Annotated in this window: 28 protein-coding genes; 3 read left to right on the top strand and 25 right to left on the bottom strand. The window is 57.0% G+C overall.

Going from position 1 to position 26,336, the window contains the following annotated elements:
* Positions 1–112 precede the first annotated feature (112 nt).
* Positions 113–295 (top strand): AbrB/MazE/SpoVT family DNA-binding domain-containing protein, encoded by a 183-nt coding sequence (locus AC1DWG_RS03260; protein WP_477762193.1) that lies wholly within the window; start codon positions 113–115, stop codon positions 293–295.
* A 217-nt stretch (positions 296–512) separates the two neighbouring features.
* Here the strand turns inward: AC1DWG_RS03260 and AC1DWG_RS03255 are convergent, their stop codons facing one another.
* A complete protein-coding gene (locus AC1DWG_RS03255; RefSeq protein WP_477762192.1) occupies positions 513–1,547 on the bottom strand; it encodes an ABC transporter substrate-binding protein in 1,035 nt (344 codons plus the stop codon).
* 148 nt (positions 1,548–1,695) lie between these two features.
* Positions 1,696–2,469 carry a class II aldolase/adducin family protein gene (locus tag AC1DWG_RS03250; RefSeq protein ID WP_477762191.1) on the bottom strand — a complete coding sequence of 258 codons (774 nt, stop codon included), beginning with the start codon at positions 2,467–2,469 and terminating at the stop codon, positions 1,696–1,698.
* A gap of 175 nt (positions 2,470–2,644) precedes the next feature.
* Here AC1DWG_RS03250 and AC1DWG_RS03245 point away from each other — a divergent pair, with 175 nt between their 5' ends.
* Positions 2,645–4,066, top strand: coding sequence for an aminotransferase-like domain-containing protein (locus AC1DWG_RS03245; protein WP_477762190.1), 1,422 nt, complete (start codon positions 2,645–2,647; stop codon positions 4,064–4,066).
* 639 nt (positions 4,067–4,705) lie between these two features.
* On the top strand, positions 4,706–5,353 hold the full coding sequence (locus tag AC1DWG_RS03240) for a hypothetical protein (RefSeq protein WP_477762189.1): 648 nt from the start codon (positions 4,706–4,708) through the stop codon (positions 5,351–5,353).
* A gap of 40 nt (positions 5,354–5,393) precedes the next feature.
* Here AC1DWG_RS03240 and AC1DWG_RS03235 read toward each other — a convergent pair whose 3' ends face one another.
* From AC1DWG_RS03235 to AC1DWG_RS03125, 23 genes are all read right to left on the bottom strand, one after another.
* Positions 5,394–6,125: a TIGR03747 family integrating conjugative element membrane protein gene (locus AC1DWG_RS03235; RefSeq protein WP_477762188.1), complete on the bottom strand. Its 732-nt coding sequence runs from the start codon at positions 6,123–6,125 to the stop codon at positions 5,394–5,396.
* 89 nt (positions 6,126–6,214) lie between these two features.
* On the bottom strand, positions 6,215–8,320 hold the full coding sequence (traD, locus tag AC1DWG_RS03230) for a type IV conjugative transfer system coupling protein TraD (RefSeq protein ID WP_477762187.1): 2,106 nt from the start codon (positions 8,318–8,320) through the stop codon (positions 6,215–6,217).
* Between the two features lie 9 nt (positions 8,321–8,329).
* On the bottom strand, positions 8,330–8,845 hold the full coding sequence (locus AC1DWG_RS03225) for an integrating conjugative element protein (protein ID WP_477762186.1): 516 nt from the start codon (positions 8,843–8,845) through the stop codon (positions 8,330–8,332).
* Positions 8,842–9,390, bottom strand: a complete 549-nt coding sequence (locus AC1DWG_RS03220) for a lysozyme family protein (protein ID WP_477762185.1) — start codon at positions 9,388–9,390, stop codon at positions 8,842–8,844. Before AC1DWG_RS03220 ends, AC1DWG_RS03225 begins: the two co-directional genes overlap by 4 nt.
* Entirely contained in the window at positions 9,372–10,091 is a 720-nt protein-coding gene (locus AC1DWG_RS03215; RefSeq protein ID WP_477762184.1) for a TIGR03759 family integrating conjugative element protein, read from the bottom strand. Before AC1DWG_RS03215 ends, AC1DWG_RS03220 begins: the two co-directional genes overlap by 19 nt.
* A 9-nt stretch (positions 10,092–10,100) precedes the next feature.
* Positions 10,101–10,772: a chemotaxis protein gene (locus AC1DWG_RS03210; RefSeq protein ID WP_477762183.1), complete on the bottom strand. Its 672-nt coding sequence runs from the start codon at positions 10,770–10,772 to the stop codon at positions 10,101–10,103.
* Entirely contained in the window at positions 10,769–11,311 is a 543-nt protein-coding gene (gene pilL2 / locus AC1DWG_RS03205; RefSeq protein WP_477762182.1) for a PFGI-1 class ICE element type IV pilus protein PilL2, read from the bottom strand. Before pilL2 ends, AC1DWG_RS03210 begins: the two co-directional genes overlap by 4 nt.
* Before the next feature lie 88 nt (positions 11,312–11,399).
* Positions 11,400–12,164 carry a DUF5983 family protein gene (locus tag AC1DWG_RS03200; protein WP_477762181.1) on the bottom strand — a complete coding sequence of 255 codons (765 nt, stop codon included), beginning with the start codon at positions 12,162–12,164 and terminating at the stop codon, positions 11,400–11,402.
* 52 nt (positions 12,165–12,216) lie between these two features.
* The gene (gene radC, locus AC1DWG_RS03195; protein ID WP_477762180.1) at positions 12,217–12,711 is read right to left on the bottom strand and encodes a RadC family protein; all 495 of its coding nucleotides are present in this window, start codon (positions 12,709–12,711) and stop codon (positions 12,217–12,219) included.
* Positions 12,712–12,813: 102 nt separating this feature from the next.
* Positions 12,814–13,071, bottom strand: coding sequence for a hypothetical protein (locus tag AC1DWG_RS03190; protein ID WP_477762179.1), 258 nt, complete (start codon positions 13,069–13,071; stop codon positions 12,814–12,816).
* A gap of 71 nt (positions 13,072–13,142) precedes the next feature.
* The gene (locus tag AC1DWG_RS03185; protein WP_477762178.1) at positions 13,143–13,724 is read right to left on the bottom strand and encodes an STY4534 family ICE replication protein; all 582 of its coding nucleotides are present in this window, start codon (positions 13,722–13,724) and stop codon (positions 13,143–13,145) included.
* A 911-nt stretch (positions 13,725–14,635) separates the two neighbouring features.
* Positions 14,636–16,603 carry a DNA topoisomerase III gene (locus tag AC1DWG_RS03180; RefSeq protein WP_477762177.1) on the bottom strand — a complete coding sequence of 656 codons (1,968 nt, stop codon included), beginning with the start codon at positions 16,601–16,603 and terminating at the stop codon, positions 14,636–14,638.
* A gap of 220 nt (positions 16,604–16,823) precedes the next feature.
* Entirely contained in the window at positions 16,824–17,294 is a 471-nt protein-coding gene (locus AC1DWG_RS03175) for a single-stranded DNA-binding protein (protein ID WP_477762176.1), read from the bottom strand.
* The gene (locus tag AC1DWG_RS03170; RefSeq protein WP_477762175.1) at positions 17,291–17,809 is read right to left on the bottom strand and encodes a DUF3158 family protein; all 519 of its coding nucleotides are present in this window, start codon (positions 17,807–17,809) and stop codon (positions 17,291–17,293) included. The genes AC1DWG_RS03175 and AC1DWG_RS03170 overlap by 4 nt, the downstream gene beginning before the upstream one ends.
* A complete protein-coding gene (locus AC1DWG_RS03165) occupies positions 17,806–18,561 on the bottom strand; it encodes a PFL_4669 family integrating conjugative element protein (protein ID WP_477762174.1) in 756 nt (251 codons plus the stop codon). Before AC1DWG_RS03165 ends, AC1DWG_RS03170 begins: the two co-directional genes overlap by 4 nt.
* A gap of 243 nt (positions 18,562–18,804) precedes the next feature.
* Complete coding sequence (locus AC1DWG_RS03160; protein WP_477787208.1) at positions 18,805–19,995, bottom strand: STY4528 family pathogenicity island replication protein; 1,191 nt, start codon at positions 19,993–19,995, stop codon at positions 18,805–18,807.
* Positions 19,992–20,540 (bottom strand): DUF2857 domain-containing protein, encoded by a 549-nt coding sequence (locus tag AC1DWG_RS03155; RefSeq protein ID WP_477787207.1) that lies wholly within the window; start codon positions 20,538–20,540, stop codon positions 19,992–19,994. The genes AC1DWG_RS03160 and AC1DWG_RS03155 overlap by 4 nt, the downstream gene beginning before the upstream one ends.
* On the bottom strand, positions 20,537–22,123 hold the full coding sequence (locus tag AC1DWG_RS03150; protein WP_477787206.1) for a ParB family protein: 1,587 nt from the start codon (positions 22,121–22,123) through the stop codon (positions 20,537–20,539). The genes AC1DWG_RS03155 and AC1DWG_RS03150 overlap by 4 nt, the downstream gene beginning before the upstream one ends.
* Before the next feature lie 14 nt (positions 22,124–22,137).
* On the bottom strand, positions 22,138–22,347 hold the full coding sequence (locus tag AC1DWG_RS03145) for a hypothetical protein (protein ID WP_477787205.1): 210 nt from the start codon (positions 22,345–22,347) through the stop codon (positions 22,138–22,140).
* A gap of 85 nt (positions 22,348–22,432) precedes the next feature.
* Complete coding sequence (locus AC1DWG_RS03140; RefSeq protein WP_477762169.1) at positions 22,433–23,275, bottom strand: ParA family protein; 843 nt, start codon at positions 23,273–23,275, stop codon at positions 22,433–22,435.
* 4 nt (positions 23,276–23,279) lie between these two features.
* The gene (locus tag AC1DWG_RS03135) at positions 23,280–23,510 is read right to left on the bottom strand and encodes an AlpA family phage regulatory protein (protein WP_477762168.1); all 231 of its coding nucleotides are present in this window, start codon (positions 23,508–23,510) and stop codon (positions 23,280–23,282) included.
* Positions 23,511–23,624: 114 nt separating this feature from the next.
* Positions 23,625–24,374: a hypothetical protein gene (locus tag AC1DWG_RS03130; RefSeq protein ID WP_477762167.1), complete on the bottom strand. Its 750-nt coding sequence runs from the start codon at positions 24,372–24,374 to the stop codon at positions 23,625–23,627.
* Between the two features lie 295 nt (positions 24,375–24,669).
* Positions 24,670–25,035, bottom strand: coding sequence for a hypothetical protein (locus tag AC1DWG_RS03125; protein WP_477762166.1), 366 nt, complete (start codon positions 25,033–25,035; stop codon positions 24,670–24,672).
* Positions 25,036–26,336 lie beyond the last annotated feature (1,301 nt).

The following is a 26,336-nucleotide window of genomic DNA, read 5'->3' as shown; positions in this document are numbered from 1 at the left end:
ACTGCCGCCGACAGCAATTCCCAAGCGCATGTTGGCGGCCGCTAACTAATACGGGGGAGCGCAGAGTGACCATAATGAAGTTCGTCCAACAATGATTTGAGGTTGAACAGCTATGAGCGCAGGGGAGCGCTGGACTGTGAAGTGCCAAGACGCTGCGGATGGAAGTGGGGACCTCATCGTCGATTTACCACCAGAGCTGCTTTTGAAAATGGGCTTAAGCCCTGGGGACGAGTTGACGATCGAGGTATTGGATGGGGTGATTGTCCTTAAGCCCACACGTCACGACAGTCCCTAACCGATGCCCCGCCCTTCCACTGATAGGGCCACATCTCAGAGCGACCGCCTCACGCCCTGAGGAAGTCAGTCAACCTAAATCGAGGTTCTTGAGGAGCGGTGAACCACGCCTCCTCAAGGCATTCAAATAGGTCGTTTCCTGCGGTCTTAGATCTCGACCGCTGCCCCCTCTACGTCAAGTCAATCGTCACCTTGTCGGCTACCATCACAACACGCCGTCAGTTCGTTTTAGCCACCCAGGCATTGAAGCGCTGCTCAAGCTCTTCACCATGGTTGACCCAGAACTCACTGTCGATCGGCATCGCCTGCGCCAGGTTACTCGGGGCGGTGTTCAGGCGCGACGCCAAGGTCGGATCAAGTAATGACGCGGTTTGCTGGTTGGTCGAACCATAACCGAGCTTTTCGGTATGAACCTTCTGATTTTCCGGGCGAAGGGAGAACGCAATAAACTGCTCGGCCATCGTTTTGCTCTTGCTGCCTTTCGGGATCGCCCATGAGTCGATGGCATAGATACTTCCCTTCCAGACGATCTGCACGTTGGCCCCCGTCTCCTGGGCCGCGAAAACCCGACCGTTGAACGCTGTACTCATGACCACATCACCGCTGGCAAGGAACTGCATCGGCTGCGCGCCTGCCTCCCACCATTGAATATCAGGTTTTATCTGGTCAAGTTTGCGAAACGCTCGATCAACACCCTCCTTGGTAGACAGCACTTTGTAGATGTCGGCATAAGCCACGCCATCGGCCATCAATGCGGCTTCCAGCGTGTACTTGGCCCCCTTGCGCAGGCTGCGTTTGCCAGGAAACTTCTGTGTATCCCAGAAGTCGGTCCAGCCGGTCGGCGCGACCTTGAGTTTGTCAGCGTTGTAAGCTATCGCCATCGACCAGACCAGCATACCGGCACCGCATTCGGAGAACGTGCCGGGCACGAAGTCAGACGGCTTGCCGAACTGTGCCGTATCCAGATGTTCAAACATCCCCTCGTCACAACCGCGAATCAGTTCTGGCCCCTCGACCTGTACCGCATCCCAATTGACGCTGTTAGTGTCGACCATGACCTTGATGCGGCCCATTTCACCGTTGTACTCACCGGCCACCACCTTGTTGCCGGTGACTTTTTCGAATGGTTTATAGAACGCTTCCGACTGCACGTCCTTGCTCACTCCGCCGAACGAAATCACGGTCATTTCACCCGCCATGACACTCGACGTGATGGCTGTGAGGAACAAGGCTACGATTGCTTTCTTATTCATGTCTACCTCTAGGATTATTGGTTTTGGCAGATTTGAAACCCGCTTGGTAGTGTTCAGGGTGATCACTGACAGCTATCCCATCCCTGACTCTGGGGCCAGTAGAATGGTGACTCCAGTCATAGGTAACGGCCTGACCGTCGACCGTACTTCAGCACCGGTAATCCACTCGATCACCGGCAATCAGGCGCAGTGCGGACGCCCAGGCGAGTTGGTGCAGCTCTTGATCGATCTCGTCATCGGACTGCCGCGCGGTTAATTCGCATACTGCCTCAGGGGGCGTCCGCAGCGGCCGGCCGCCGGCCAGGGCCTGAACCTGGGCCTGGCAAGCGCGCTCCAGAAAATAGATCTGATTGAACGCTTCGGCGATGGACCGGCCTGCGGCGAGCAACCCGTGATTGCGCAGAATCATCGCCATGTGCAAACCCAGGTCGCAAACCAGCCGGTTGCGTTCTTCGGGGTTCAACGCGATACCTTCATAGTCGTGGTATCCAAGCCGTCGGTAGAACTTGAGTGCATGCTGGCTGATTGGCAGCAGCCCCTCTTCCTGCGCGGAAACCGCAATACCGGCTGAAGTGTGGGTATGCACGATGCAAGCGACATCGGGGCGTGCCGCATGGATCGCCGAGTGGATGTTAAATCCAGCGCGATTGACACTCCCAGGGCCGTAATGTGAGTCCACGGCATTGCCTTCATGATCGATCTTGATCAGATCGCAAGCTCGCATTTCGTGGAACAGCACACCGTAGCGATTGATCAGGAAGTGCCCCTCCTCGCCGGGTACGCGGGCGGAGATATGCGTATCGATCAGATCGGTCATGCGAAAGTGTGCGAGCAATCGATAAAGTGCAGCCAGATCGCATCGGGTTTCCCACTCTTCGCTGGAGATCCGGCTACGATCGATTTGATAGCTGATGTCGTGCATTACGCATCCTTGTTCATGGTATGTTTCGACCGAATTGGTCGACCGGCAATGAGGTGATCTTGCAACACCCTTTACCGGTGTACCATGAACAGAAAAGGCTTCTGGGCTGCATCACTGTTATGGTCATTTTACCGATACACCCACCGCAGAACGCCACGCTTGGACGGTTGTTTCTATGATGTTTTTAGACCCCAGCTCGGAGGTGTCACTGGTCAGCCAGATCGTCACCGGTATCAGCCTGGCGATCAAAGAGCAGCGCTTGCGCCCCGGTAGCAAATTGCCGTCTATTCGCAAATTTTCCCAGACTCACAAAGTCAGCCACTTCACCGCGGTCGAGGCCTATGATCGGCTGGTTGCGCTCGGTTATCTGACACCAGTGCGTAATGCTGGCTTCTATGTGCGCGACATGTCGTGCGGGACGCTTGCCGAGCCCGCACCAGCGACAACCGTGACAGACAACGAATTTGATTTCGACGCCTATCTGCTGCTGCAAAAAGTCTTTCAACCAATGGGCATGGAGCTGCGTCCCGGCGTCGGTTTGTTACCCGAGCAGTGGACCGATCACGAAGGCCTGCAACGCAGCCTGCGTGCCATAGGCCGTAGAGAATTGAGCGATTTTTCCGGCTACGGACTCGCCAAGGGTTGCGCACGATTACGGGCCAAGCTGGCTGAAAAACTGGCAGACACGCGCATTGCTGCGCACCCGGAACAGATCATGTTGACCAGCGGCGGTAGCCATGCGCTGGACTTGGTGGTGCGCTACCTGGTGCAACGCGGTGACAACGTATTGGTCGACGAGCCGGGTTATCACAACCTGTTCCTCAACCTGCATATGCAAGGGGCCAAGCTACTGGGCGTACCGCGCACCCGCGACGGAGTTGACCTTGCCGTACTTGAAGAACTCATTCACCTTCATCGTCCCAAGGTATTTTTCACCAACACCCGCCTGCAATGCCCCACCGGCACCAGCCTGTCGTTGGCAGTCGCCCATCGGCTACTGCAACTGGCGGAAAAATACGATTTCCTGATCGTCGAGAACGACATCTACGCCGACCTCGACCCGACCGGTCAACAGGCGTTGGCCGGCATGGATCAGTTGTCGCGGGTGATCTATATCGGTAGTTTTTCCAAAACCATCGCCCCGGCGCTGCGAGTCGGCTTTATCGCCGCTCACCAGGAACTGATCGACGAACTGGTGCCGTTAAAAATGGTCAGCGGCCTGACCACTTCGGCAATAGCCGAAGAATTGGTGCTCGATGTACTGCTGCAGGGACGGCATCGCAAACACATCAAACAACTGCAGAGCAATCTGGCGCAAGCTCACGAAACCGTGGCTTGCAGGCTGGAAGCCGTGGGAATGGAAATATTCGCCAAACCACACGCAGGACTTTTTCTGTGGGCTCGTCATCCGCTGATCGAGGACTCCACCGAACTCGCCATGAAGGTCAAGGATGAAAAAATCCTGCTCGCACCCGGGCAATTGTTTATGCCGGATGCTCGAGTAGTGCCCTGGATGCGCTTCAATGTAGCGCATTCGATAGACGACCGGATTTATGAGTTGTTAGCGCGCGAAGCTGACGGACCGCTTGGCCATTGAGTAGAAAATATTCTCGGCGCAAACCCGATCAGCCTGAAGTGCTCAGGCTTTCCATCGGGAACGGTTAATCACACTCGCTTTGGCGACATGGCACCTCGACCGTCAAAGTGCCATGCTCCATGGATTTCTATTGGATCAATTGCCATATTTCCTTCATTCAAACTCAATGGCCGGGCCTGGCTGTGTGAAAACGTTTTAGTGCGAGTTTGACAGTCAGAACCGCAACGAAAATCGCGTTCCTACGCAAATTTCAGGTCTGCTGACCAACCAAACGCTGGCAGATTTTACGTAGCTACGCAGGCTGCAAAACGGGGGCTGCGTTTTTACACAGCCTCGGCCGATTGCTGTCTGTCGCTACGCTAGAAATTGGCAGGTTATTGCCGATCTGCCGCATTGATCAACGGAGAGACAGACTTCAGCAGTAACATTGAGAGCGCTGGTGATTTCCTGCGCGGACTCTTCAACTCCGTGAACGACTTTCGACGCTGGAGGCAGGTATACGAGAGCTGCGATGAGAACGAACGTCTCTCGCTGCTGGTAGAGCATTCGCCCCTACTCGACCCTAGCGCTGGGAGGCCCACAGGCCACGGGGCCGAATGTGTACGCAGCACCACATGAATCAGCCATGGAGAAGATCGAGTGGATGTCAGATATTTTCTTGGGTTGCGTACCGCCTTCATCCGTCACTACTTCGATGAAGCTGGAGCACCATTTCGAGAGACAATTCGGAAGATTGATGCCAAGGATGCGCCGTTCGAGGAACCCGAATGGGATCCCGAGACGATGAGCGATGAGCCACCATTTCTTAACGAATGGCTCCAGGCCCAGACTGGACTGGAGGTTATCGGCCAAACCTGCGTCTCTATGCTCTCAGAGAGCTTGAAAGTTTACCTTCGTACCTTGGAGCGCAACGCTGGACTGGACTGCGAAACTGAATGTGGTCCGAAGGTTTTTAAGAAGGGATTTATAAGCGGGTACCGGATCTGCTTTGAGAAGCTCGGCGTAGACTGGACGAACTGCCCTGTGGATTTTGACGTCTTGGAGCAGGTGGTGCTGGCCAGAAATGCAAGTCAGCATGTCAATCAAATCACGCACACAAGGGCCAGTCACACACCTGGCGCAATCGGTAAATACCCCAGCCCACTGTTCATCAGTGACCATGAGAAAACACTTATGGAAAATGGCGACGGTAATCTACTCATCGATCCGACAATCCATGTGACCCGCTCTGATTTGCATTTGGCGATCGAGGAGATTGAAAAGCTCGCTGCCTGGTTAGAACCATGATTGATGAAGATCTAAAGTAGGAAAGAGCTTAACTAAGCACTTAGAGATATTTTTTGAACGTCGTCGCTGTGATCGCCACTGCTGTTCCAAGTATCACTGTGCAAGGCAAAAAAATAGCTAAGGGATTGAGCGTAAAGGGTAGGGATAGGTAAATGACCCAGGGCACGATCAGCAATGGTATCAATGCACGTTTGGCACGATGGTAGACAAAACTGCTTTCTCGCCCCGCGCCAAATTTGCGTAGGTCGCGGCGCGTCAAACCATCGACAAAACCGGTGAATGAGGCCAACAAAAATAGTGGTGTGGCCAAGACTAGAATGGTCAAGCGCACCAGGAAGGTAAAGGTCACATACACCGCCGTCAGTACAAAATCCTCAATGCTCACGTAGAGCTGATTGATCCAGCTCCAGAAGCCGTTGCCCTGGCTCGACACCCGCGCCTGCATGGCAAAATCAGCAAAGCCAGTCTTGACCAACAGCCACTTATTGAGGAAATCCAGCCACTGGACAATCGTTGGCCCAGGCTGTTGGATGAGAAGTGAATATTCGAAGTGCTCGCTGAGCCAACCTAACTCACTTGTTAGCATGGCCTGACTATGCCGCCAGCCCTGATCACCCCAGAACAGCAGCAAGCCAGCAAACTCAATCAGAATCGAGAGCAGCAACGAGGCGATCAGCAAACCGATGATGCGCAGTACCAGACTGATCGCCGAGATGATCAGCCCTGGGCGCTGGATGGGTTGTGGCGGCGTGTTCTGGGCGGAAGTCGCCATAGTTCACTCCATTGCGCGCTGCAGAGTTGATGTGGGCACGACTCCTTCTGGATCGTTTTCTGCTGAATTGAAACCTGTGGCGGGGCGGGCTACCCCACCTGATCCAGATCGAAGTTTGTTGTTGGGCCACCGCCACTAGCGCTCCACCATTTCCCCGCCTGCGCGTTGTAGGTGGCCCGCATTCGCTGGGTGAGCTCCTGTAGGTCCTTGGGTATGGCGTCGTCGTTGGAGGGTTTTGGCAACGGCATGCGGACTTTCCAGAGCTGCCCACCGGCCTGGAAGGAGAACATTTGCCCCTTGGGCAAACTGACGATATGAGCAGGCTCGATCAGCGGCACACTGGTGCTGCTGACACGGTCCTGTGAGGACGAGGTGAAGTCCGTGTTGGCCTCTGGATCGGAGGTGTCGGTGGCGCCCGACACCAGGGTTTTGGTCAGCACATTGACCTTGGGCAACTGCTGGGTGAGCAGTTCAGCGGTGGCGGTTTCACGCACGCGGAGCATCTGTAGGGTGTTGAAATTGCCGATCACTTGGCCAGCCTTGGCGCGGTTACCGATTCGCGCTTCGATATCGCTGAGGGTCTGGGTGTAGGCGGTTACCTGGATACCTGCGCCGCCACCCTTATTGATCAGTGGGATGAATTCATCCCCCATCAGCTCGTTGAACTCATCAGCGTGCAGATTAATCGGCAGTTTGTCACTGCTGCTGCCCGATGCGGGTAGGCCATGGTCAATTCCATGTTTGTAGATGTGCCCCGCGACCGAGACCAAATCGGCGAACATGGAGTTGCCCACAGCAGCGGCCACCTCGGCGTCGGTCAGCGCATCCAGACCGACGTAGACGATGCCGCGTTTTCGGATAATCTGCATCCAGTCGAAGATTGGCCGCGGGTCATCTAAATCGGTGTAGTTGGGGGCCAGTAACTGGGCGGTCTTGCCGGTGGTGAGTTTCTCCAGCAGCGGCAGTAGCGAGGCCACGATTTTGTCGAAGTAAGTACGGTCGTAGCGTACCGCCGAACGCAGTCCGTCCAGTACCGGATCAAATACCCGTTTCACCGCCAGGTACTGCTCGATGGCCACCACGCGCTTTTCGCGCCCGACCATATGCCGGGGAATGTTCTTCTCGGTGAGCTTGCCTTCAAGCTGGACAATCACTTCCCACGCCTTCGGGTCGGTCTTGGCGAAAAACTGCTGGGCGTATTCGATGAACAGTGCGTCGATGTTGACCACATGTCGCTGGATCTGCAGGTAGTCCGGGCGTCGGCCCAGCTCGATCAAAGCCCGGGCGATGATGTTGACGAAACGCCAGGCGAACTCACGAAAGGCTGCGGAGTTGCCTTCACCACTGAGCTGCCCAGCAATGCGCGACGCCACTTCCGAGATGCGCCCGAAACGTCCCACGGCGTTGTAGCGCGCGGAGATCTCCGGCCAGCCTAGATGAAACACATAAAACTCCTTTTCCCGACCAGCGCGTTTGGCTTCGACGTACATCCGCTTGAGCAGGTCGGCATCGCCCTTTGGATCGAAGACGATGACGACCTCGTGTTCAACGCGGTGTATGTCCTGGGTGATGTACACCTCGGCGAGTCGCGTCTTGCCGACACGGGTAGTGCCGAGCACCAGGGTGTGTCCGACCCGTTCACCCAGGGGCAAACTGACTTCCGTTTCTTTGGGCTCGACCCCGTGCAGCAGCGATGAGCCACCGACTGGGGGCAGAGGGCGCAACGGATTGAAGGCGCTGTCCCAGGCGGTGGCACGGGCCAGGGTCGAAAGCGGAAACGGTGCATGCTCCAGGCGCCGTTCGAGTGCTCGGGCCAGGCGGTAGCGGGGCGGTTGGTCGACATAATGGGCGACCGCCGGATCCTGGGCCTCGACCAAGCGCTGGGTGTGCAGACGGGTCCAGCGAAAGCCGCGGCCCATGAACAGACGCTTGCGACTGACCGGAATCTGTCGGCTGGTCAGCTCGTAGCGGGGCAGCCGGCGGATATTGCGCCGATAGCGCAGCACCTCCCAAGCTTGTCGCAGGCGGATCAGGCCGAACAGGGCATAGGCTAGCGCCGCCACCAGCCCGATCTCGGGTGACAGGGCCACCGCCCAGGGTGAGTACACGCACAGCACCGCGGCCGCGATGCAGATTGCCACGGTGTACAGCTCAACCGCCGGCCGGAGCTTGGACTCCATCGCATGCTCGGCCATGGTCTGGACTCACTGTTCCAGTGAGGTGGCGGTGATCAAGGCGGGGTAGTGCTCAATCTGCAGGCGGGTGGCGATGTCGTTGCCGTTGACCGGTAGGATGGTGATGCCCGGAGCGGCTGCTCGAATCCGGGCCAAAGCTTCGGTATCGGTTACTTCGACGGCGAGACCGGCCGCGCCCATTTCCTGCAGTTCAGTCGCACGTTGACGCAACCAAGCCAGTGAGTGGGCATCCTCACCCACCAGGAAAAATGGCCGCAAGCCCGGCATGTTCAGGGCGCGAGACGTGATCTGGCCGGGGCTCAAGTGAGAGCTGCGCACGGGCAGTATCCAGGCTTCATCGGCAAACGTGGACAAGTCCGCACGCATGGCTCGATCAGGCTGGGGCTTGTTGTTTATGGGCGGCCTGGCAGCCTGAAAATGGGGGTGGGTAAAGTCGCTAGGCTGATCCCCGGCTTCGGTCAGTTCCGGCTGGGCGAAAGGTGCCAAGAGCAGGGTGACATAGCAGGTGATGGAGATTCGCTTCATGGTGATGTGCCTTGTTCAAAGGAAATCAGCAGATGTTCGAGTCTCTGGGAAAAGCCAGCACGGTAACGTGCGGCCGGCGCGCCTCCTGCCGGGCGGTGATAGCGTCCGGCCGCTGACACCCAATCACCGGTGGTGGCGTGATGTTCCTGCAACAGCGCGGCGGTCACGGCGAGATTTCGGTAGGGGTCGAGGGCTTCGCAGGGGCTAGAGAAGCGTTGTCCGTGGTAACCCAGGTTGGTTTGCCCGAGACCGACATCGACCCGCTTGGCGTCATGTCGGGCGAGTGCCTGAAGTAAGGCGTGACAGGCGGCTTGGCGAGTGGCGAAGCGGTAAGGGCTACCGGCAATATTCAGCGTCCAAGGCCAGGGCCGCAGTCGACCACGGACGCGGATACCACTCTCCTGCAGGGCAATCGCGAACAGCACCGTAGAAGGGATGTCGGCGTCATGCGCCGCCAGTTGGTAGGCAGGAGGCGGGAGTTCATCCGCCTGGACGGCGAGCACCGTCAGCAGGAGCGCAATACCACTCAGTCGAGGCGTTGCCATTGTCCATTCACCTGTTGAAATGTGGCAGGCAATGGCCCCGGGGCCCCCAGGCTGAACCAGCGACCACGGTCATGGTTCAGGGTGATCTGCCGACGTTGCACCTTGGCCGGATCGATATCTGCTTGCCGAGCCCAGCGACGGACGCGTTCATCCTCGCCTTGGCTGCCCACCAGGTAGATATCGAAGGCGTTATCACTGCTTTGCAGACGCTGCGCTTCGGCGGTGCACGCTGGGCAATGGTCCTCCACAAACAGGGCTTGGCGCAACGCGACCGCCGAGTTGGCAGGGGCCGGGGATGCCATGCCCTGGATCGGCAGCAGCCCGGGAAACAACTTGGCCCAGGCCGTGGTGTAAGCGTTTTGGTAGGCCAACTCGCGCTCGGCGCGTTTGGCTTCCAGCGCAACTTGTAATTCGGCATAGCGCTGGCGCTCTTGGTCGGTCTCGGCCTCGACTCCGAGTGCGGTCAACGGATCGAGGTTCGGGCTCCAGAAACCGCGCGGTCCGGCTTGGATCTGTTCGAAGCGCGTCCACTCCTGCTCGGTCAGACCCCAGTTTGCAGCCTGTTCAGAATGAGAGCGTGCCAGGGGAGCGGACTGCGTGTCCTGGATCCGTGACGGTGTCGTGGCGGGGTTGCCCATCGCAGCGCCCATGGCTAGCAGCGAAACGAGACAGACAACGGTGGGCAGTAGCGGTCGGTTCATGATCGCTTCTCAAGGGAGTTGCACGGTCTGGTCTGGTTGAGTGGCCACCGCGAAGATGGCGGAGTTCGGCGCCAGCACTTTCAGCTGCCAGGCGCCGAGCTGCTCACCGCTATGCAGCAGCCGAACATCCATAAGCGAGCGACTGTCAGGAGGTGCGACTGCCAAAAAACGCTCACCCCCGCGGGACTCGACACTCAACACTGAGAACGGTGGCGGGAGCGGGATGGGCTTGGGGCGAGCGGTTTTTTTCGCTCTGGTCGCGGCAGGCGTCGGCGGTGGGGGTGACGGCTGGGGCCTGAGGTCCAAGAGTTGATGCTCGACCTGTTCAAGGCGTGCGCGTAGCGCTGTCATGTCTGCCGCGGTGGCGCGGGCTGTCAGGCCATCACGCAGTTCCTGTATCTCATGCGCCCACTGATCCACCATCGGATCAAGGGTATTGGCCTGTTGCTCACCGGTATCGACCATCTGCTTCAGGTCTTTCAGTGCGTACTGCAGCTTCTCCTGCGTATCCTTGAGGGCGTTTGAATCACGTTGCAGTGTGTCCAGGGTTTGTCGGTATTGGGTGTTCGTGCTGTGTAGCTCGGCCACGCGCTGAAACTGGTTATACAAACCACCACTCAGCCCGGCGGCCGCCAGGCACAGCAGCCCAATGATGAGGGTTTGAAACGTCGAGGCTTTCATGGGCGTGCCTCCGACTGATGGGGCGAGATGGGTGTGGTTGGCGTGACGCTGGCCACTGTTTTCAGCTGTGCGAAGCAAACCGAACGGCTGACTTCATCATTTGTGAGTTGCCAGGCGGGGCCCGCCAGCACTTGCAGCGCGCGGCGCAAAGAGATCGGGCCGAGCCGGTAATGGGCTGCGGGCAGAGGCCGGGTAAAAAGCACCTTCACCGCCGCGGCATCGGGACAGAGCGAATAGCCCGAGCGCTGCAATACGTACTGCAACGCATCCTGCACTGAGGGGCTCAGGCTGGACGGGATGCTCACGTCAATGATTTGAGCGAGGAGATCGCGTTGTTCCGTGGTGGGCTCGGTGCTGGCCATCGTATAGCGGCCATAGCGGAGTTCTGCCGGATGGCTTCCTGCGGCTGTGCCCTTCGAGAATTGGGCTCGATTGGAGCCACTGTCGATCTCTGGATGGGTCGGCAATGGGTTGGGGATTTGCGCGGTGCAGGCGCTCATCAAACCCAGCAGGCAGACAGGCGTGAAAAAACGCTCCATGGAAAAAACCTCATGTCAGATTCAGTGCAGAACCTGACATGAGGTGAAGGAGCCATTCAGTGAGAAAGGTGATTCACGATGGGTCGTGTTAAAGCAGAACGTGTTGCTCTTCATCAAAAATGGCGAGCCCATCCAAGACGGCAGCGTCGGGATCGAAGATCAACAATCGCACATCCGCCAATGCCGCCAGATACAGTACGTTGATCAAGGCTTCCGGCGTACCGGCGTCGAGTTGTTCTTGTCTCAGGCTTGTATAAGGTTTGCTCTCAATTCTCAGCAGGTTGTCGTCTGTCCATGGAGTGCCGATCAGTTTGCAACCGATTCCGTGGCAATCCGGCAACGCGAAAAGCTCGAACAAGAGCCCGGTTTGCCTCGGAGCGGTATTACTGACCCACTCCTCCAGATAGAACATCGCTTCTGCAGGAAGGTGTGCGGTACTGATCTCCCAGGCTCGACTGTAGTGTCCTGTTTCGAAGCGCAAGCGATGGACCATGGCTTGGGCCTCTTCCAGGGAGTACAGGTCACCGAGGTGATGCCGCTCGTTGAGCATTTCGCCCATCACGGCGTAGATCACTTGGCGCACCAGCCCGTTGGACGGGCAGCGCTCATCCAAATCATCCGGAATGGATTGACCTTCGCTGATCAAGGCGAAATCGTCATAGAACAGACAGGGGAACAGTTGCAGCTCATGGTCGGGCAGATGGGCCTGTGAGTCGTGCACGGGGCGAAAGCAGGGAGGGCAGTCGTCTTCGTAGGTGATCAGTAGCAGCCGTTCGATATGCAGGTTGTCGTAGCCGCGAGCAAATGGGTTTGAGCACGCCAGCAGGGCTGGGGCTAGGTATGTGGGGTTCATGAGGGTTCTCCAGAATGAAAATGAACAAGGCGCCCGAAGGCGCCTGTTAGGGTTAAAGCCAGCCATGTTCGGCCAGAGAGAGGGGACGACCTTCACCCACGATAAAATGGTCCAGTACGCGCACTTCGATCAAGGCCAAGGCCTCCTTCAACCGTGCGGTCAAGACGCGATCCGCCTGGCTGGGTTCCGTACACCCTGAGGGGTGGTTATGAACCAAAATGACAGCGCCCGCGTTATGGGCCATGGACCTCTTAATGACCTGTCGGGGGTAAACGCTGGCGCCATCAATGCTGCCGTGAAAGAGGACTTCGAACGCCAGCACGCGGTGCTGGGCATCGAGAAAAATCACACCGAAGACTTCATGCTCTTGTTGCACAAGGTGCAGTTTTAGGTATGAGGCCACGGCGCCAGGTGACGTCAGGTTAGGGCCGCGGGCGAACAGCCGACGATCTAGAATATGCAGTGCCTCGTCGATCACCTGGTTTTCTTGGCTGATTCGATCAGCCTCGACATCCGAGGTTTCAATCAGCGTGAGTTGAGTGCTCATGGGGGTACCTCCGAAGGGAACAATCAGGGGGTACACGCCCGTGGGGAACGGTGTCCCCGAGGTGGATATAGAAGTCGCCGGCGTTAGTCGATGGCGCGCTGTTTACAGCCGCGTGAATCGATGGCGCTGGCCGTGCAGGGGTGAACCACAGCCGTCGCAGGGCGATGAGGAAAAGGTTCTTATTCCCCGGCTGGTTTCGGGATCGAAGTCGGCACTGATGGGCATCAACCGAACCAGCCCACGTTGCATCGCTGCAATGCGTTTCTCGATTTCATCCGCCGTGTAGTAGAGCGATAACGTGCTGTAGTCCTCGTAAGCCACAGCGAACAGGCAGTCGTCGCAAAGCCAGAAGGATTCCATGAGGGTTCCCCTGTGCGGATTGAAGAAAAGGCGCTCGACGGAGCGCCTTGATGGGGAACATCGTGGACTGTTCAGGCGGACTGAACGGTACGGGTGGCATCACGGCGGGCCGTGCGGGGAGCAGCTGGAGATTCAGGTTCGACCCGAGTTTCTATTGGGTTTTCACTCTCCTCAACTTCGGCATCAGCCGATGATGGGGATGACTCACTGGTGGGCGCTTGCTCAGCAGGTGCTGTTGCTTCCTGCCTGGCGGGCGCTTTGTACTCGAACGTGCCGTCGATCTTGATCCAGTCGATGAACAGCAAACGACCTTTCAGACTGGCGCCCGGTTGACCTTGTTTATCGCCTTTCTCGTAGAGAAACGGATCGATCCACAGGTCGCCGATACGGAACGACAGCAAGACCTTTTTCTCGGCCTTGACGGCGTCCATATAGAGACGAATCAAGCGTTCAGCTTCGCCCCCAGCGACTTTGCAGTCGAAGCGGGTGTACTCCACCGCATCGGTGGCACCGTGCAGGGCTGCGATATCGCAAGCCATGAATGGCTGGCCGCGGCGGACTTGTACTTCACGAACACGGTTGAGATAACCGATACCGACGGTGTGCAGATTGAAGTAAGTGGTCGCTTCTTGGGAGTGGTTGGCGTGGGCCATGGTGGTTCTCCTGTTTCAAGGGAAAACGGCGACGCACAGCCCCTGATGGGGAAGTGAGCCCCCGTCAGGGTGGGTATGGTGAAGGCGAGCAATGAACGACTCGCCACTGGCAAGCCGATGACGATCAGAACGTTGCATCTCGGGGAAAGCGGTGCAACTGAGGAGTGTCTGCGGTAGTGGTCCGCAAACATGGGGTAGTGAGCATTCATCACCGCTGAAGCGGTAACCGTGCGGGCTTCCGAACGCTGATCGCACTTGGGTAAACCACCACGAACGTGGCGTAGCCTTGAAGGTTCAAGCTACCTGGGCTGGGCTGTCGACGACAGCGAACCACGCCCTTTGTATAAGCCTGTCCCAGGGGAGCGTCAAGACGCTGCAACCCAGTTTTTTATGGCCGGAATTCAGTGGCAGTCACTGGAATGAAGAAAGTGAAGAGTGAGCCTGACGGGTCGCCAGGCGAGGAAGAGAAAAGCCACCTTTGGCGGTCTTACGCAGTCGACAAGCTCCTCGCAAAACTTGGTTTAACTGCGCCATGATTCGCCAACCGACCCTTGTCGTGGCCTGGGTCGGAAGCTGTTGGCACGCATCCGCGCACAAAGGGTGCCCAATGTTTCCCCGGTGGGCTCCGGGGCTGAATACGATCGCCGAGGCGGATGACCACTATTGCCTGGCAGAGGCAATAGTGGTCATCCGCCGCCGTGATCAGGTCGAGCACAAATCGGGAACGAAATTCCCCAGAAGAAATGGCCCCGAACTCTAGGAGTCCGACCGAACTACCCGGAGCGAATCGGTCTTGGGTCGCCATTGGCGATGATCCTGAGGCACTACAGCAGAGAGGATGGGATGACGTCAAGGCAGAGTGCGTTGACTTAAAGGTCGCCCCAATATTCAAGTTGATCTTCAATGATGAGTCATGGACGAGGCACATTTTTGCTGATCGGCACAGTGCCCTTGCAGTCCGGGTAGTGGGAGCACGACCAGAACGGCCCTGATTTTCCCTTACGTCTGAGCATTGAGGCGTTGCAAATGGGGCAGGCTGGACCGGTTTCTACCGGTAACGCCAAGGTGAGCGCTCCACAGTGTTCGACCAATTGCGCAATCCAACTCGCCTGCTTGGCGACGAATTCATCCAGAGTCAGACGCCCTGCTTCGATTTCGTCCAGGGCCTGCTCCCAGATCGCGGTCATACCCGGATCTGCGATTGCAGCGGGTACCGCCTCGATCAGGGTATGGGCCGCCGCAGAGGCCATCAAGGCGCGTTTTTTCTTCAGCAAATAACCGCGATCAATCAATCCCTTGATGATGCCGGCTCGCGTGGCTTCGGTACCGATACCGGTGGTGTCCCGAAGTTTCTGTTTCAGGCGGGGGTCGTTGACCAGTTTGGCCACGTTTTTCATCGCCTTGATCAGATCGCCCTCGGTCAGCGGTTTGGGAGCGGCGGAGTGCATGGGCTTGAGTTCGACGTCGTTCACTGCGCACCGAGTACCCTGTTGCAAGACGGGCAATACTTGATGCTTTTGACTGGGCTCATCCTCCTCGGTGTTTTCGTAGAACAAGCCTTTCCAGCCCTGAACCAGAATCTGTTTGCCAGCAGCGGTCAATCGTTCTTCGCCACACTCCAGTTCGACCTGGGTTCGATCAAACTCATGATGCGGAAGAAATTGCGCGAGGTAGTGGTAACGAATCAGCTCGTAGACATTGCGCTCTTGTTGAGACATCCGCGCAAGGTTCGCGGGTTCGGTGGTGGGGATGATGCCGTGGTGCGCGGTGACCTTGGCATCGTTCCATGCCCGTGAGCGCAATGATCGATCGACGCTTCCGAGTGCGGGCCGTAGTGCGGGATCCGTTTTGAGCAGGGCATCGAATACCGCGGGAACCTCGTTGAACATACTATCCGGCAAATAGCGGCAATCGCTGCGTGGATAGGTGGTGGCTTTGTAGGTTTCATACAGGGATTGGGCAGTGTTTAGGGTTTCCTGAGCGCCGAGTCCCAGCTTGCGCGAGCAGACTTCTTGCAGTGTGCTCAGGTCGAAGGGCAGGGGCGGCGGTTCTCGGAAATGCTCAGTCTGCAGCGAGAGTACTGTGGCGGTCTTACCGCTAGAAATCTCATGGGCCGCCTGAATGGCCAGCGCTTGTTGCTGGCAACGACCTACCTCGTCCTGCCCTGAGCTGGGTGGTAACCACGACGCGATGAATGGTTGCCCCATTGAGGACAGGTGCACCTCCACTTCCCAGTAGGGCACCGAGACGAAGCTGGCAATCGCACGATCCCGATCGACCACCAGACGTAAAGTGGGTGTCTGGACACGTCCAACCGATAGTACGCCGTCGTAACCCACCCGCCGACCGAGAAGGGTAAATAAACGACTGAGGTTCATGCCGATTAGCCAGTCGGCGCGGCTTCGGGCGACGGCTGAGTGGTAGAGCGAGAAGGTCTCCTGCCCAGACCTCAGCGAGGACAGTGCCTTGCGAATCGACGCCTCGTTGAGTGCGGACAACCAGAGGCGCTGAACGGGGCCTCGATACCGGCAGAGTTCCAGTAACTCGCGGGCAATCATTTCACCTTCGCGGTCGGCGTCGGTGGCGATGACGACGCTGGTGGCTTCGCTGAGCAGACGCTTGATGACGTTGAACTGTGCTGCGGTCTTGGGTTTGACCTCGACCTGCCACTGCGCGGGAATGATCGGTAGATGATCCAACGACCAACTCTTGAATTGCTCGCCATAGGCTTCAGGCGGTGCTGTCTCCAGCAGGTGGCCGATACACCAGGTGACGATTGAGTCGGTGCCGATCAGGCAACCATCACCACGCCGATTGACCCCGAGTGCCTTGGCGATGTCCCGACCCTGGGAAGGTTTCTCGCAGAGGAAGAGGCGCATAGAACTGCTCCGGATTGAGTTCGGAGCAGCGTGGTTGGAAACAGCAGTGGCGAGATATGAGAAACCTGAATGACAGGTTCCTCATATTAGTCGGTGAGGGCAGGCTTGAATGGGCCGGGGCGGCTTGTAGTGTGGACGACAGGTGGGTCTTCACGAGCAGCGAGTAAAAAAACAGCTCAGCAACTTCGCGCAAAGGCGCAATTCTTATGCCTGAAGTCTGTCAGTCCGTAGATGGCGGCCCTCTGCGTTTTTTGGGTTTCGACGCAGGTGAGCTGGCCTGCTCTGTGTTTTGCCCGACGTGTGTCGCAGATGCCGCTGGTTCACTGGAGCGTTCGCGCATGACCACGCTGTGCATCCGGTGAGGCAGCATGCCGACTCGACGGGCCTCGATCTTGAAGGTGACCCGCGCATTGTCTTCGCTGTCCTCCCACTCATCGCGCACGGTGCGGCCTTCGACCAACACGCGCATGCCTTTCTGGTACAGCGTGCTCCAGTGCTCAGCTTCGCGGTGCCAGAGTTCAACCGGCGCCCAATAGCCGCCTCGATCTTCATAGCTGCCCTCGCGTGGCACGGGGTTGTCGAAGTACACATTCAGCCGTAGCAAACGCCGTGGCTCGTCATTGCCTGATGGAAATTCCTGGAACTCTGGCGCACTGCCGATATTGCCTTCGCCGACAAAAAAAGTGCTCATCCTGATACCTCCACTGCGGTTGTGAATTGGCGCAGTAACCGTTCGGCACTGGCCATTTTGATCGCGCAGGTTGATGCCTGGCGGTAGAGCGAATGCACCCCGCTCATTTGCAGGTTCAGTGCAATGCGGTTGCATTCGAATTGGTACAGTCCCTCGCGCACGACCTGCGGCAGGGCTTGGTTGCTGACCTGGCGTTCCCAGACCGCAACCCCCATACGGGCGAAGTCACGGGTGCGCCAACGCAAAAAGGTGCTGCCCGCGCTGGTGTTCTGCAGCACCAATCGAATATCCAAGTGTGAGTAAGGGGGCTGTCCGGCTTGCTGCACCACAGCCTCCATCAGGTGACATAACTGCGCCTCGATTTCTCTCGCCACCTGCGCCAGGTGCTCCAACTCTCCCTTACCCTTAAAGGGCTTTAAAAGGCCTTTTAGGGAGGGTGCGTGTTCGAGCTGTCGATAGGCATCCGGTGTCAACGCTTCTAGGCGTATTGGCTGAGCCTGGATCATCGGACTCATGCTTCATCCTCCGGCTCATCCACCGTCACAGGCGGCTCTCCTTCTTGCTCTGCCAACGCGTTGCCGTCATCCATTGCCACAGCACCACGACGAATGATCGGTGGCGCAAACTGGGAGCGGCGATGACCTTCAAGGATGTCCATGGGGGGCAAACCCAATTTATCGATGGCTGCCAGGGCACGGGCGTTGTTCGCCGCCATGTCATCACGCGTGACGCCAGCATGCCGATAGCGCTGTGCCTGGCCGAATAGGCTGCGCAGCAGATGGGCACCGTCATCGATCCAGGCTTCCATGTCCCTGCGACCGATCAAGGCAGTGTGATGGGTCAATAGGGTCCGACGCACCAGGGTGTCGTAGTCGGTCAACAGGTAGACCGCCAGAAAACCCAGCTGGCTGCCGATGTACAACGGCAAGGTGACGGGGTGGATGTTGAGGTTGTCGCCCATGTCGATCTGGGTCGGCAGCTCTTGTCTGATCCGATCCAGCTGTTGGGTCAGTTCCAGCATCCCGGCCTTGGCCCGCATCAGTTTTTCTTCGAGTTGCACGATGGCCCAGTCGGCATAGGGATCGTCCTGGGCCGCGGTTTGTTTGATCAGGTTGGTGACACTGATGTAGCCGGCCATGCCCATGATCGAGTGGACGCCTTCGCGTGCGGCCCGACCTTGCCAGATGCGGGCGGCGTGGTGAGTGTGCAGGGTCAGGGTGATGCTGCTGCGCAATGATCCCAGGTTGAGTTGATAGTGATCGGCCACGGTGTTGTCCTCGCATAAGCTTGGACGGGAACGTTGCGACAGATGAGGGTCAAGGGCAGCCAAAAAGCTGAATGCGGTCTATTCGGTTTGAGAGGGTTAATTTTAGAGACGTTCGTGAGTGATGCCAGTGGCATCATTTCCATCGATGGCGATGGCGATGGCGATGGCGCTCGGATTGCGCAGGTTCGGCCCTTTGCGATCTCACATTAGAACTCAGTAGATTTGATGCCACTGGCATCAAATCTACTGACGTCCAGGGCGTTTGCCGCGCAATTGGCGTAGCTCATTCAGGCACGCTTGGGCGAGGACGGAGGCGGGTTCGCCCTGTTTTCGGGATGGGCGCGAGGATGCCGTTGGGGGCGGTTCTGCAACGGGTGAGGGTTCTGTCTGACCTGCCCAAGGACGAAAGTCGCCTTTCAGTGCGCGCTGGATCAGGCCCATCAGATACGCCGCTGGCTTGCGGATACCTCCTGCCGTACAGCGTGCGCTCGCTTCGTTGAGCACCGCCTGACGATCCGCTGGTTTGAGCTTGTTCAGCGCCACGGCGACGGCCTGACGCTCGCTTGGACTCAGGTGCAGCGAATCGGGCCAGTGCAGGTTATCCACCGCTGGGGTCGCGTGCGGTACAGTACATATACTTTCTTTTAATACAGTACAGGCGGCGTTCGGAATCCGAACTGCGCTGGAAATGCTGGCGTTTAGACCCGATTCGGAATCCGAACGAGGGCTTGCACGATTCCGAACAAGGTGATCTTCCCCCAGTTCGGAATCGTGCATAGTGGTATCAGTTGTCTGATCCAATCCTTGCTGCGTCCAGTGTTCACCCCAGCTGTCGAGCCGCGTGGGTAGCTGACCTAAATCGATACGGGTGTCCTGGCGAATTTCTTCCAGAACATGCTGCGCGACAATGCGCACAGCCTTCGTTGCATGACCGAGGGTATGTCCGACTAGCTCCAGGTAATCGTGATCCAGTTCCATGGCTTCGGCGGGGGTTAACGGTTCGTCGTGCAGAACATACAGTGAACCTTGAAGACGTCCGCTGACCTGATCGCGTCCGCGACTCACCAAACTGAGCCAGCGCGTCAGTCTAAGCATCGTCAAGACGCGAGCAATGGTTTCACGGGAGGCTGACGCGCCGTAGGGCACGCTCGACAGGTAAGGCTGCAAATCCTCATAGCGAGGCGTGATCACACCCTGACCTTGGAGCATGAGTCGAAACACCTGCCAGGCATTACGTTCCAATGGCGTCAGCCGATTATCCAACAGCAGGCGACGCGGCACGACTTCGTGTGATTGGCCACTGAACAGAAAACCAGCCTGCAGAGCCTGGTTGGACGGTTGTTCGGTGGTAGGGCGTGCGGGCCAGCGTTCACTCAGCTGCTGGGTACATTGCTGCAGGACACGCTGCCAGCGACTGGAAGGGGCAGTGTTCATGTTCCATTGCTGTACTGGTCAATCTGCTGCCAAACGATGGTCAAGCTGATCTGTTGTTCTTCGGCCAGCATCATCATGGCGTCGAGTTGATCCTCGGTACCGTCCTGAGAGCGTAGCTGGCACCATCGCTGCCAGAGCGCATGTTCCTGCGCTTCGCTCAAATGCTGAGGACGGCCCTTACGGGTTTCTATCTTGAGCAGACGTCGACGTAGGGCGGTTTCCGAATGCGCCAAGCCGAAGCACTGATACATGATGGTGCTGCTGGCGCCTAGCATGAGCGCTCGGTTGATCAACCGTTCGTTCTGCTCGTCGCGTTCGGCTTGCGCGATCAACCGATGCAGCACCGGCGAATCAATCTTGACCTCAACCCAGGGGACGGTGGCATGGGCCAGGCGCGATAGGGTGGTGGGTGGTAAGGATTGCAACAGGTAGATGTCGTCCTCACCCAGTCCGAGTGCCTTACAGCGTTGTAGATTACCCAGGCGCAGTTCGTGTAGCACCTGAGTCAGCATGGCCTGGTTGAGCACATTGAAGGACGGGCTCATGGCAATTTCTCCGGTGAGTCGTCTTCAGGGGCAAGCGTTAAGTCGATTAGACGACGAGCCAAGCGGATTAGGCGATACAGCTTGAGTAACAAACTGTCGGGCAGCCGCTCCAGTCCTACGTCCACGGCGGGACGATCGGTCAGAGGGAGTTGATAGATTCCCAGCAACAGCTGGCCAAACAGGGCGGAGGGCAGTTGCTGGCGATCCTCCCAGTTCACGTCGTCTTGAGCGCGTAATAGGGCCAGGAGCAGTAGGTGAATACCGGTCGCTCGCGGTGTAGCAAGATCAAGGTGCTCGATGTTCAGGGCGTAGCCCAAGCCAAGCTGCTGATCGATGATGCTCTCGGGATGTCCGGCATAGGCCGCCATTTCCCGCGCCAGTCCAGCAATGGCTGAGCGCAGTTGTTCGGGGTTATCCAGTGTTGGTGCGATGATCCAGACGTCGTCGATCGCACAGGTTTCAACGGTCGGTGTTACTCCAGTGGCAGTGTCGCGCTCGATTTGTTCACGAATCTGTTGAACACGTGACGGAGGGCTGACCGCTGAGACGACATTCGTTTTAGGTGGTGAAAGCAGTTCCTCTCGCGTTGGTTCGCTCTGTGGCTTGGTCACAGTTGATTGGGGGCGGGACTCGGAGGAGTGAGGTCCTGACGCGGCTTCATCAACGTTCGGTAGATGGTTGTTCACTGAGGGCGTGCTGACGACAACGCCAGGCGTCGAGATTATCCGTTGGGTATCGCTCAGCTCCAGGGCCAACATGCGGTAGGACTGTCCGAGCAAGCGGCTCATGCGTTCGAGCAGTTCATCCTGGAGCTGCTGAAGATCGAAGGATTCAGGTTCGGCATCGAAGTAGCTCAGGGTCTCGAGCCAAAAATCGGTGAACGCAACGGTGGCGGTTGGATAACGGTTCCAGGTACGTTCAGCCTGGCTACGCAGAGTGATTAGACGTTCGATCTGCGGCTTGCCCAAACCGGCATACAGGGTTTGTGGAATGGCGGGCAGTAAGTGTTCAAGGGTGTCCAGCATCCGGCTGATGTGGGATTGCGAGATTGGATAGCCTCCAGCGGCAAGACGTCGTGCCAACTCACGTTGTGAGAGTACAGCCCCCTCTGCTTCGAGCATGGTTTTGAGTTTGGCTACTGCCAGCGCACGTTCGATAAAGGTGAGTTGGCCGTGCAGATCGCTTTCGGCCAGATGGCCGAGCAGTGCGGTGATTTCATTAGTCCAAGGGCGGAACAAGCAATGAATGCGGAAGAATCGTTCGTCGCGGCTTTCCTGCCACAGCTCGCCGAGAATCGCCAAGCGCGTATTACCGCCGTTGCGAATGATGAACGTCGGATCTCCTGGACGGCGGGTAATCGGTGGTGGTTGATCCAGCCCACGTTCACGGATGGACGCCTTGATATCGTCGTACAGAGGGTTACGGATGAAGCGCGGGTTGTGTTCGTAGGGCCGCAACTGCTCCAGAGTGACCAGCATCGGTGTGTCATTGACTGGATCGGACAGCCGCTCCAGTTCTGGACCCCGAGAGAAGTGGTCCTGGTGCAACTTGTCGGTGATTTCCGCCTGACTGAGCTTTTTCATCTGAACAACCTCCGTTAACGCGGGTTGCGCAGATGGTCACCGACCTCGAACTTGACGATCTCGGCAGTCCCCGAACCTTCAAAGTGTCGGGAAAGCTCTGCGAGGAACCACCCCATAGCCGAGCGCCCACCCTGCACACGAAAGACCACGGTGCAATACTCCTCGCAAGGTGGACGGTGGGCTCGAAGGGGGGGCTGAACGATGGTGGGAAGCTGATCCAACATCAAAAGACTCCTTGCCAAACACTGTTGGCCTCAAGGTCGATCAAACACAATGACGGGGTGAGAAATGTGGGATTATCGATTCGTCTCATTGATCCTCCGCGCGCCTGCCCACCGTAGAGATCGCTTCGCGCCATTCCGGAAACAACTCGATGGCCAGTGCTTGTATGGTTTCCAGCGCCGATGGCGTTAGTCGTTCTCGTAAGCGACGCGTCTCGATTCGGTGGACCGGCAGGCCAAGGGAGGCGGCATTGAGATACGCCACTCGGTCTGGAACGACGGTGTCTAGAACCGAGATGTTGTAAGCCCCAGTGAAAGTCTCGCGCAGGCCACGGATGATCATCCGTGTGTCCACTCGAATGGAATTCACCTGGTTTAGAAGCAGTCGCAACGGTGGCGGTGGAATGCCCAGGTGGCGGAACGGTTCGAGGTCGCTGAGCAGCTTCAAGGTGCCGCGGTGCAGTTCGCGGGCGGCGAGCATTTCCGGGGTGATGGGAGAGAGGGCGAGATCTGAGGCGAGGATGGCCATCTCCAGCAGCACGCTACGTGCGCCCTGAGTGTCGATCAAAAGCAGGTCATAATTGAGACGGAAATTGTCCAGCAAATTGTGCAGCCTTAATCTCCCATCGGGGGAATGCAGCAGCAAAGTGTTCAGTCGGCCTTGATCATCGTTGGAGAGGATCAGGTCGAGCCCTGCAATCACCGTTCTGGAAACAATCTGTGCAGGAGTTGTCAGGTTGAGTGCTATGAACTCGTACGCACCAGCAACAGCTTTCTGGCTCAAGGCGTAATAGCTGGAGAGAGTGGGCTGGCTATCCAGGTCCAATAGAAGGACGCGCAGGCCCGCATCTGCAAGAAGGCCGCCGAGGTTGGCGGTCACCGTGGTCTTGCCCACGCCCCCTTTAGTCGATACCACCGATACCACACGCATGACATCAGGCCTGCTGACCTAAGCGTTCAACGACCCAGCGCTCGATCTCCAACGAATCCCAGCCCACGGCACGCAATCCAATGCGCTTAGCTTGAGGGAATTTTCCTTCCTTCATCAGGTTGTAGATGTGCGCACGCTTGAAGCCGGTTTTTCGCTCCACCTCGTCACGCCGCATGATGTGACGTTCTACTTGCAGTTGAGGTACTTCAACGATGGGTGAGGATTGGCTGGGCATGCTGGTCACTCCTGGCGCTGATTGGCGCGTGGTGGGAAGTGACCTGAATTGAATAGCAGAAAACAGAGGTAGTCATTGCACTGCAATCAAAGGAATTGCAGTGCAATGCATCGATTACTTGTGTTTCTTGAGACTACGGTTGGCTGAGGCAAATTTTTCGTCTAGCGTTCGTTTGCTGAGACCAGGCACATCTCTGTAGCGTGCGAGAACAGCATCGACGATTGCGGCTTGGTTCTTGAATACGGAGAGAGGCTTTCCAGCGGGTGAATGGCCCAGCAGCAGGTTGACTAAAACACCAATAATATTCTGATACGTGATTTCGCTACGCTCACTGATGTGGCCATGCGTTTTGACCAATGCTTTGAGCTCATCTCGCTCTAACCCGATTGATTGAAGGTCTTTTAAAAAATCTTGATGGTGCCGCCGCAGCGTTTCCAGCTCTTGCAGGATGACATCCCGATCAGCTTTAAGTGCTAGGTAGGTTCCTAGGCTGACTTTTTCATCAGCATCCTTACTGGGCTCAAACAGAAAGCTAGGCTTTTGATCGGGATAGTGAACCTGCATCCAGTTGCGCAGATCAGAGTGGCGTACTGTCAGCTGAAAAGGTTCTACGTAAGTCCCCATGCGAACCGAAATACCGAGACACCCATAAGGCAACTCACCGTTACGTACAGCGTCATAAATTGCTTCAGTAGTCGCGCGCAGGCACGGCCATTGTGGGAATATTTTTCCAAGCCTCTCTGGGCAGATCTCATCAGCTCCTATTATTTCTGCTTCATGACGAATGAGGTTGCACCAACGTAATGCTGCTTCAATCGGTCTATAGAAGGTTTTAGTTTGTGGATTGAAAATATATACAGACATATGCGAACGGACCTCCGTTTCCGATGGTCCGGCCTCCCGTGGAGCATCACTATGTCAGCCAGGCTGAGCGCAGGAGCTGTACTTCCGGATTCGGCACTCGGTGAGGTCAGTCCATCTACCTATTGATTCGTTGTTTTTCCTTGATACGACGCTAGCTGCTTACCTCGTCCATTCACCACCAGAGAGGTATGTGGATATGGGCAAAGTGGGGCGCAGGTCAATTCCAGACGGTAAATGTCTGGTAAGGTTCAAGTAGTAAAATTGGTGTTTGATCAGTAACAGGGTGTGGCCATCGTCACGGATCTTTTCCAGCAGGCCGCACAACTGGGCTTTTTTTGCTGGTATTCATTTCGGCGGACGGCTCGTCGAGGACCAGCGAGCATGGCTCGGAGGCTAGGGCTCGGGCGATTTCAGGCCCAGTTGGTGGGCTGTAGACGAAACTGTCGACGCGATAATCGGTGAATGACGCAATGGCCGCATATTTGAACAAGCGGTAGGCGATTTCACCTGTTTGCGCTTCTTCTTCCAGGGCCCTGCGATGACGGCTCAAAACCGCCCACAGACCGTTGCCAGGGGCGCACATGGCAGCCGACCATGACATTTTTCGGCCCCCTTCAGGCATTGAGCAGGCAAATGTGCTGAAAGGTTCGGGCGACACCATCCTGTGCCACCTGAAGTACCGTGAACCGTGATGGTGGGTAAGCGTCTGGGCATTACACCTTGCGTGATGATATCCAGTTAGCTGTAGCGACTCACCGATCTCACAGGGCTTGTCTGCCTGCATATCGGGCCACACGCTAGCATGATGATTGACTGAGCCCGAGAAGGCCTCCATATGAGTATCCCTACATCATCTGACGAAGCCGAGAGCCGACTTCCTCGAACCCGTTCCGCACATAGAAATCAAGAGTGCGCTTCCATTTTGATTGCCCGGGCGCTCAAACTCCCGTCGCGTCCATCCACGAGCGCGGCTTTCCTGCAAGGCGACCTCAAGCATATGAGGGCAATCCCGTCGGAGCGCATGTCCGGTCAAACATAAAGCTCCGAAAACTTTCCGAACTTGTCTCCCGAATGGATCGTCATGCATTCGTTCAGTACCATGATGTCGACCGGCTCGCCATCTGCACTTGTGACCACGGCGACCACGCCAGCACCGGCAAGCACTGTCTGCGCCCTTTGTCTGACGACGTCGGGGGGGCGCTTTCCCGCTGGAGAGCTCATCGAGCATGAAACGGTCGACCGCCTCGGCATCCGTTGCGTTGGTGCTGCGAGTGGATACGATGGACATTTTCTCTTCTGCTTTAGCAGTTAAGGAACGGTGCCTTCCCAAAGCGGACAACATCACCAACATTGGTTGTATATCAAACAGTCTGCTATCCAAAATCTTCACCGGTTTCAGGGGCAATGACTGGAAGTGTTTGAAATTCTGAAGTCAATTCGCCGTTAAGAAATGCGCACTTTTCCAGAAGGTCAGGCCATCTGAATGCGCGAACTGCAATGTTTGCAATACCTTGCATTTTTTAAATCCCAGTAAATACCTTTTTCAGAAGTGTATGGCAGCTGGACCGTTGATTTGCGGCGCAATGGGGCGAAGGCATGACAAAATCCTGCATTTTTTCTCATCAACCTCAGGATTCGAAAGCAACAGAAACTTGATCGCGCAGACGCAGCACGCACATCTGCAAATGGACGATGCCGATCCGAAACGGGAAGGCTGCGCTGGAGAGCATCTACGAGGACAGGTTGCCACAGTAGCCTCACCCCGGTAACACAAAATCCTGCATACCCTCCGTACTCACGCGCCTGCCGCCGCAGAAGGCCGCAGCCAAGCGAACGAGGCAAGCGTTTCATGGGTAGGCTGCGACTATGCTACCTATGCCAAAGAACAGTCTCGTTTATCACCACAGCCTGCTGCCGAAAAAGTAGATGACGCAGTATTAAACTGGTTGGTAATGACCGGTG

It is taken from the genome of Pseudomonas sp. P4_B3 (assembly GCF_056402295.1).
Note: the sequence above shows the minus strand (reverse complement) of the source record. Positions and strands in the feature narration are given on the sequence as shown.

What these genes read in the sequence shown, in the direction of transcription:
- AC1DWG_RS03260 (WP_477762193.1), top strand. Translation starts at nt 113, where the DNA reads ATGAGCGCAGGGGAGCGCTGGACTGTGAAGTGCCAAGACGCTGCGGAT.
- AC1DWG_RS03255 (WP_477762192.1), bottom strand. Translation starts at nt 1,547, where the DNA reads ATGAATAAGAAAGCAATCGTAGCCTTGTTCCTCACAGCCATCACGTCG.
- AC1DWG_RS03250 (WP_477762191.1), bottom strand. Translation starts at nt 2,469, where the DNA reads ATGCACGACATCAGCTATCAAATCGATCGTAGCCGGATCTCCAGCGAA.
- AC1DWG_RS03245 (WP_477762190.1), top strand. Translation starts at nt 2,645, where the DNA reads ATGATGTTTTTAGACCCCAGCTCGGAGGTGTCACTGGTCAGCCAGATC.
- AC1DWG_RS03235 (WP_477762188.1), bottom strand. Translation starts at nt 6,125, where the DNA reads ATGGCGACTTCCGCCCAGAACACGCCGCCACAACCCATCCAGCGCCCA.
- traD (WP_477762187.1), bottom strand. Translation starts at nt 8,320, where the DNA reads ATGGCCGAGCATGCGATGGAGTCCAAGCTCCGGCCGGCGGTTGAGCTG.
- AC1DWG_RS03225 (WP_477762186.1), bottom strand. Translation starts at nt 8,845, where the DNA reads ATGAAGCGAATCTCCATCACCTGCTATGTCACCCTGCTCTTGGCACCT.
- AC1DWG_RS03220 (WP_477762185.1), bottom strand. Translation starts at nt 9,390, where the DNA reads ATGGCAACGCCTCGACTGAGTGGTATTGCGCTCCTGCTGACGGTGCTC.
- AC1DWG_RS03215 (WP_477762184.1), bottom strand. Translation starts at nt 10,091, where the DNA reads ATGAACCGACCGCTACTGCCCACCGTTGTCTGTCTCGTTTCGCTGCTA.
- AC1DWG_RS03210 (WP_477762183.1), bottom strand. Translation starts at nt 10,772, where the DNA reads ATGAAAGCCTCGACGTTTCAAACCCTCATCATTGGGCTGCTGTGCCTG.
- pilL2 (WP_477762182.1), bottom strand. Translation starts at nt 11,311, where the DNA reads ATGGAGCGTTTTTTCACGCCTGTCTGCCTGCTGGGTTTGATGAGCGCC.
- AC1DWG_RS03200 (WP_477762181.1), bottom strand. Translation starts at nt 12,164, where the DNA reads ATGAACCCCACATACCTAGCCCCAGCCCTGCTGGCGTGCTCAAACCCA.
- radC (WP_477762180.1), bottom strand. Translation starts at nt 12,711, where the DNA reads ATGAGCACTCAACTCACGCTGATTGAAACCTCGGATGTCGAGGCTGAT.
- AC1DWG_RS03190 (WP_477762179.1), bottom strand. Translation starts at nt 13,071, where the DNA reads ATGGAATCCTTCTGGCTTTGCGACGACTGCCTGTTCGCTGTGGCTTAC.
- AC1DWG_RS03185 (WP_477762178.1), bottom strand. Translation starts at nt 13,724, where the DNA reads ATGGCCCACGCCAACCACTCCCAAGAAGCGACCACTTACTTCAATCTG.
- AC1DWG_RS03180 (WP_477762177.1), bottom strand. Translation starts at nt 16,603, where the DNA reads ATGCGCCTCTTCCTCTGCGAGAAACCTTCCCAGGGTCGGGACATCGCC.
- AC1DWG_RS03175 (WP_477762176.1), bottom strand. Translation starts at nt 17,294, where the DNA reads ATGAGCACTTTTTTTGTCGGCGAAGGCAATATCGGCAGTGCGCCAGAG.
- AC1DWG_RS03170 (WP_477762175.1), bottom strand. Translation starts at nt 17,809, where the DNA reads ATGAGTCCGATGATCCAGGCTCAGCCAATACGCCTAGAAGCGTTGACA.
- AC1DWG_RS03160 (WP_477787208.1), bottom strand. Translation starts at nt 19,995, where the DNA reads ATGAACACTGCCCCTTCCAGTCGCTGGCAGCGTGTCCTGCAGCAATGT.
- AC1DWG_RS03155 (WP_477787207.1), bottom strand. Translation starts at nt 20,540, where the DNA reads ATGAGCCCGTCCTTCAATGTGCTCAACCAGGCCATGCTGACTCAGGTG.
- AC1DWG_RS03150 (WP_477787206.1), bottom strand. Translation starts at nt 22,123, where the DNA reads ATGAAAAAGCTCAGTCAGGCGGAAATCACCGACAAGTTGCACCAGGAC.
- AC1DWG_RS03145 (WP_477787205.1), bottom strand. Translation starts at nt 22,347, where the DNA reads ATGTTGGATCAGCTTCCCACCATCGTTCAGCCCCCCCTTCGAGCCCAC.
- AC1DWG_RS03140 (WP_477762169.1), bottom strand. Translation starts at nt 23,275, where the DNA reads ATGCGTGTGGTATCGGTGGTATCGACTAAAGGGGGCGTGGGCAAGACC.
- AC1DWG_RS03135 (WP_477762168.1), bottom strand. Translation starts at nt 23,510, where the DNA reads ATGCCCAGCCAATCCTCACCCATCGTTGAAGTACCTCAACTGCAAGTA.
- AC1DWG_RS03130 (WP_477762167.1), bottom strand. Translation starts at nt 24,374, where the DNA reads ATGTCTGTATATATTTTCAATCCACAAACTAAAACCTTCTATAGACCG.
- AC1DWG_RS03125 (WP_477762166.1), bottom strand. Translation starts at nt 25,035, where the DNA reads ATGGTGTCGCCCGAACCTTTCAGCACATTTGCCTGCTCAATGCCTGAA.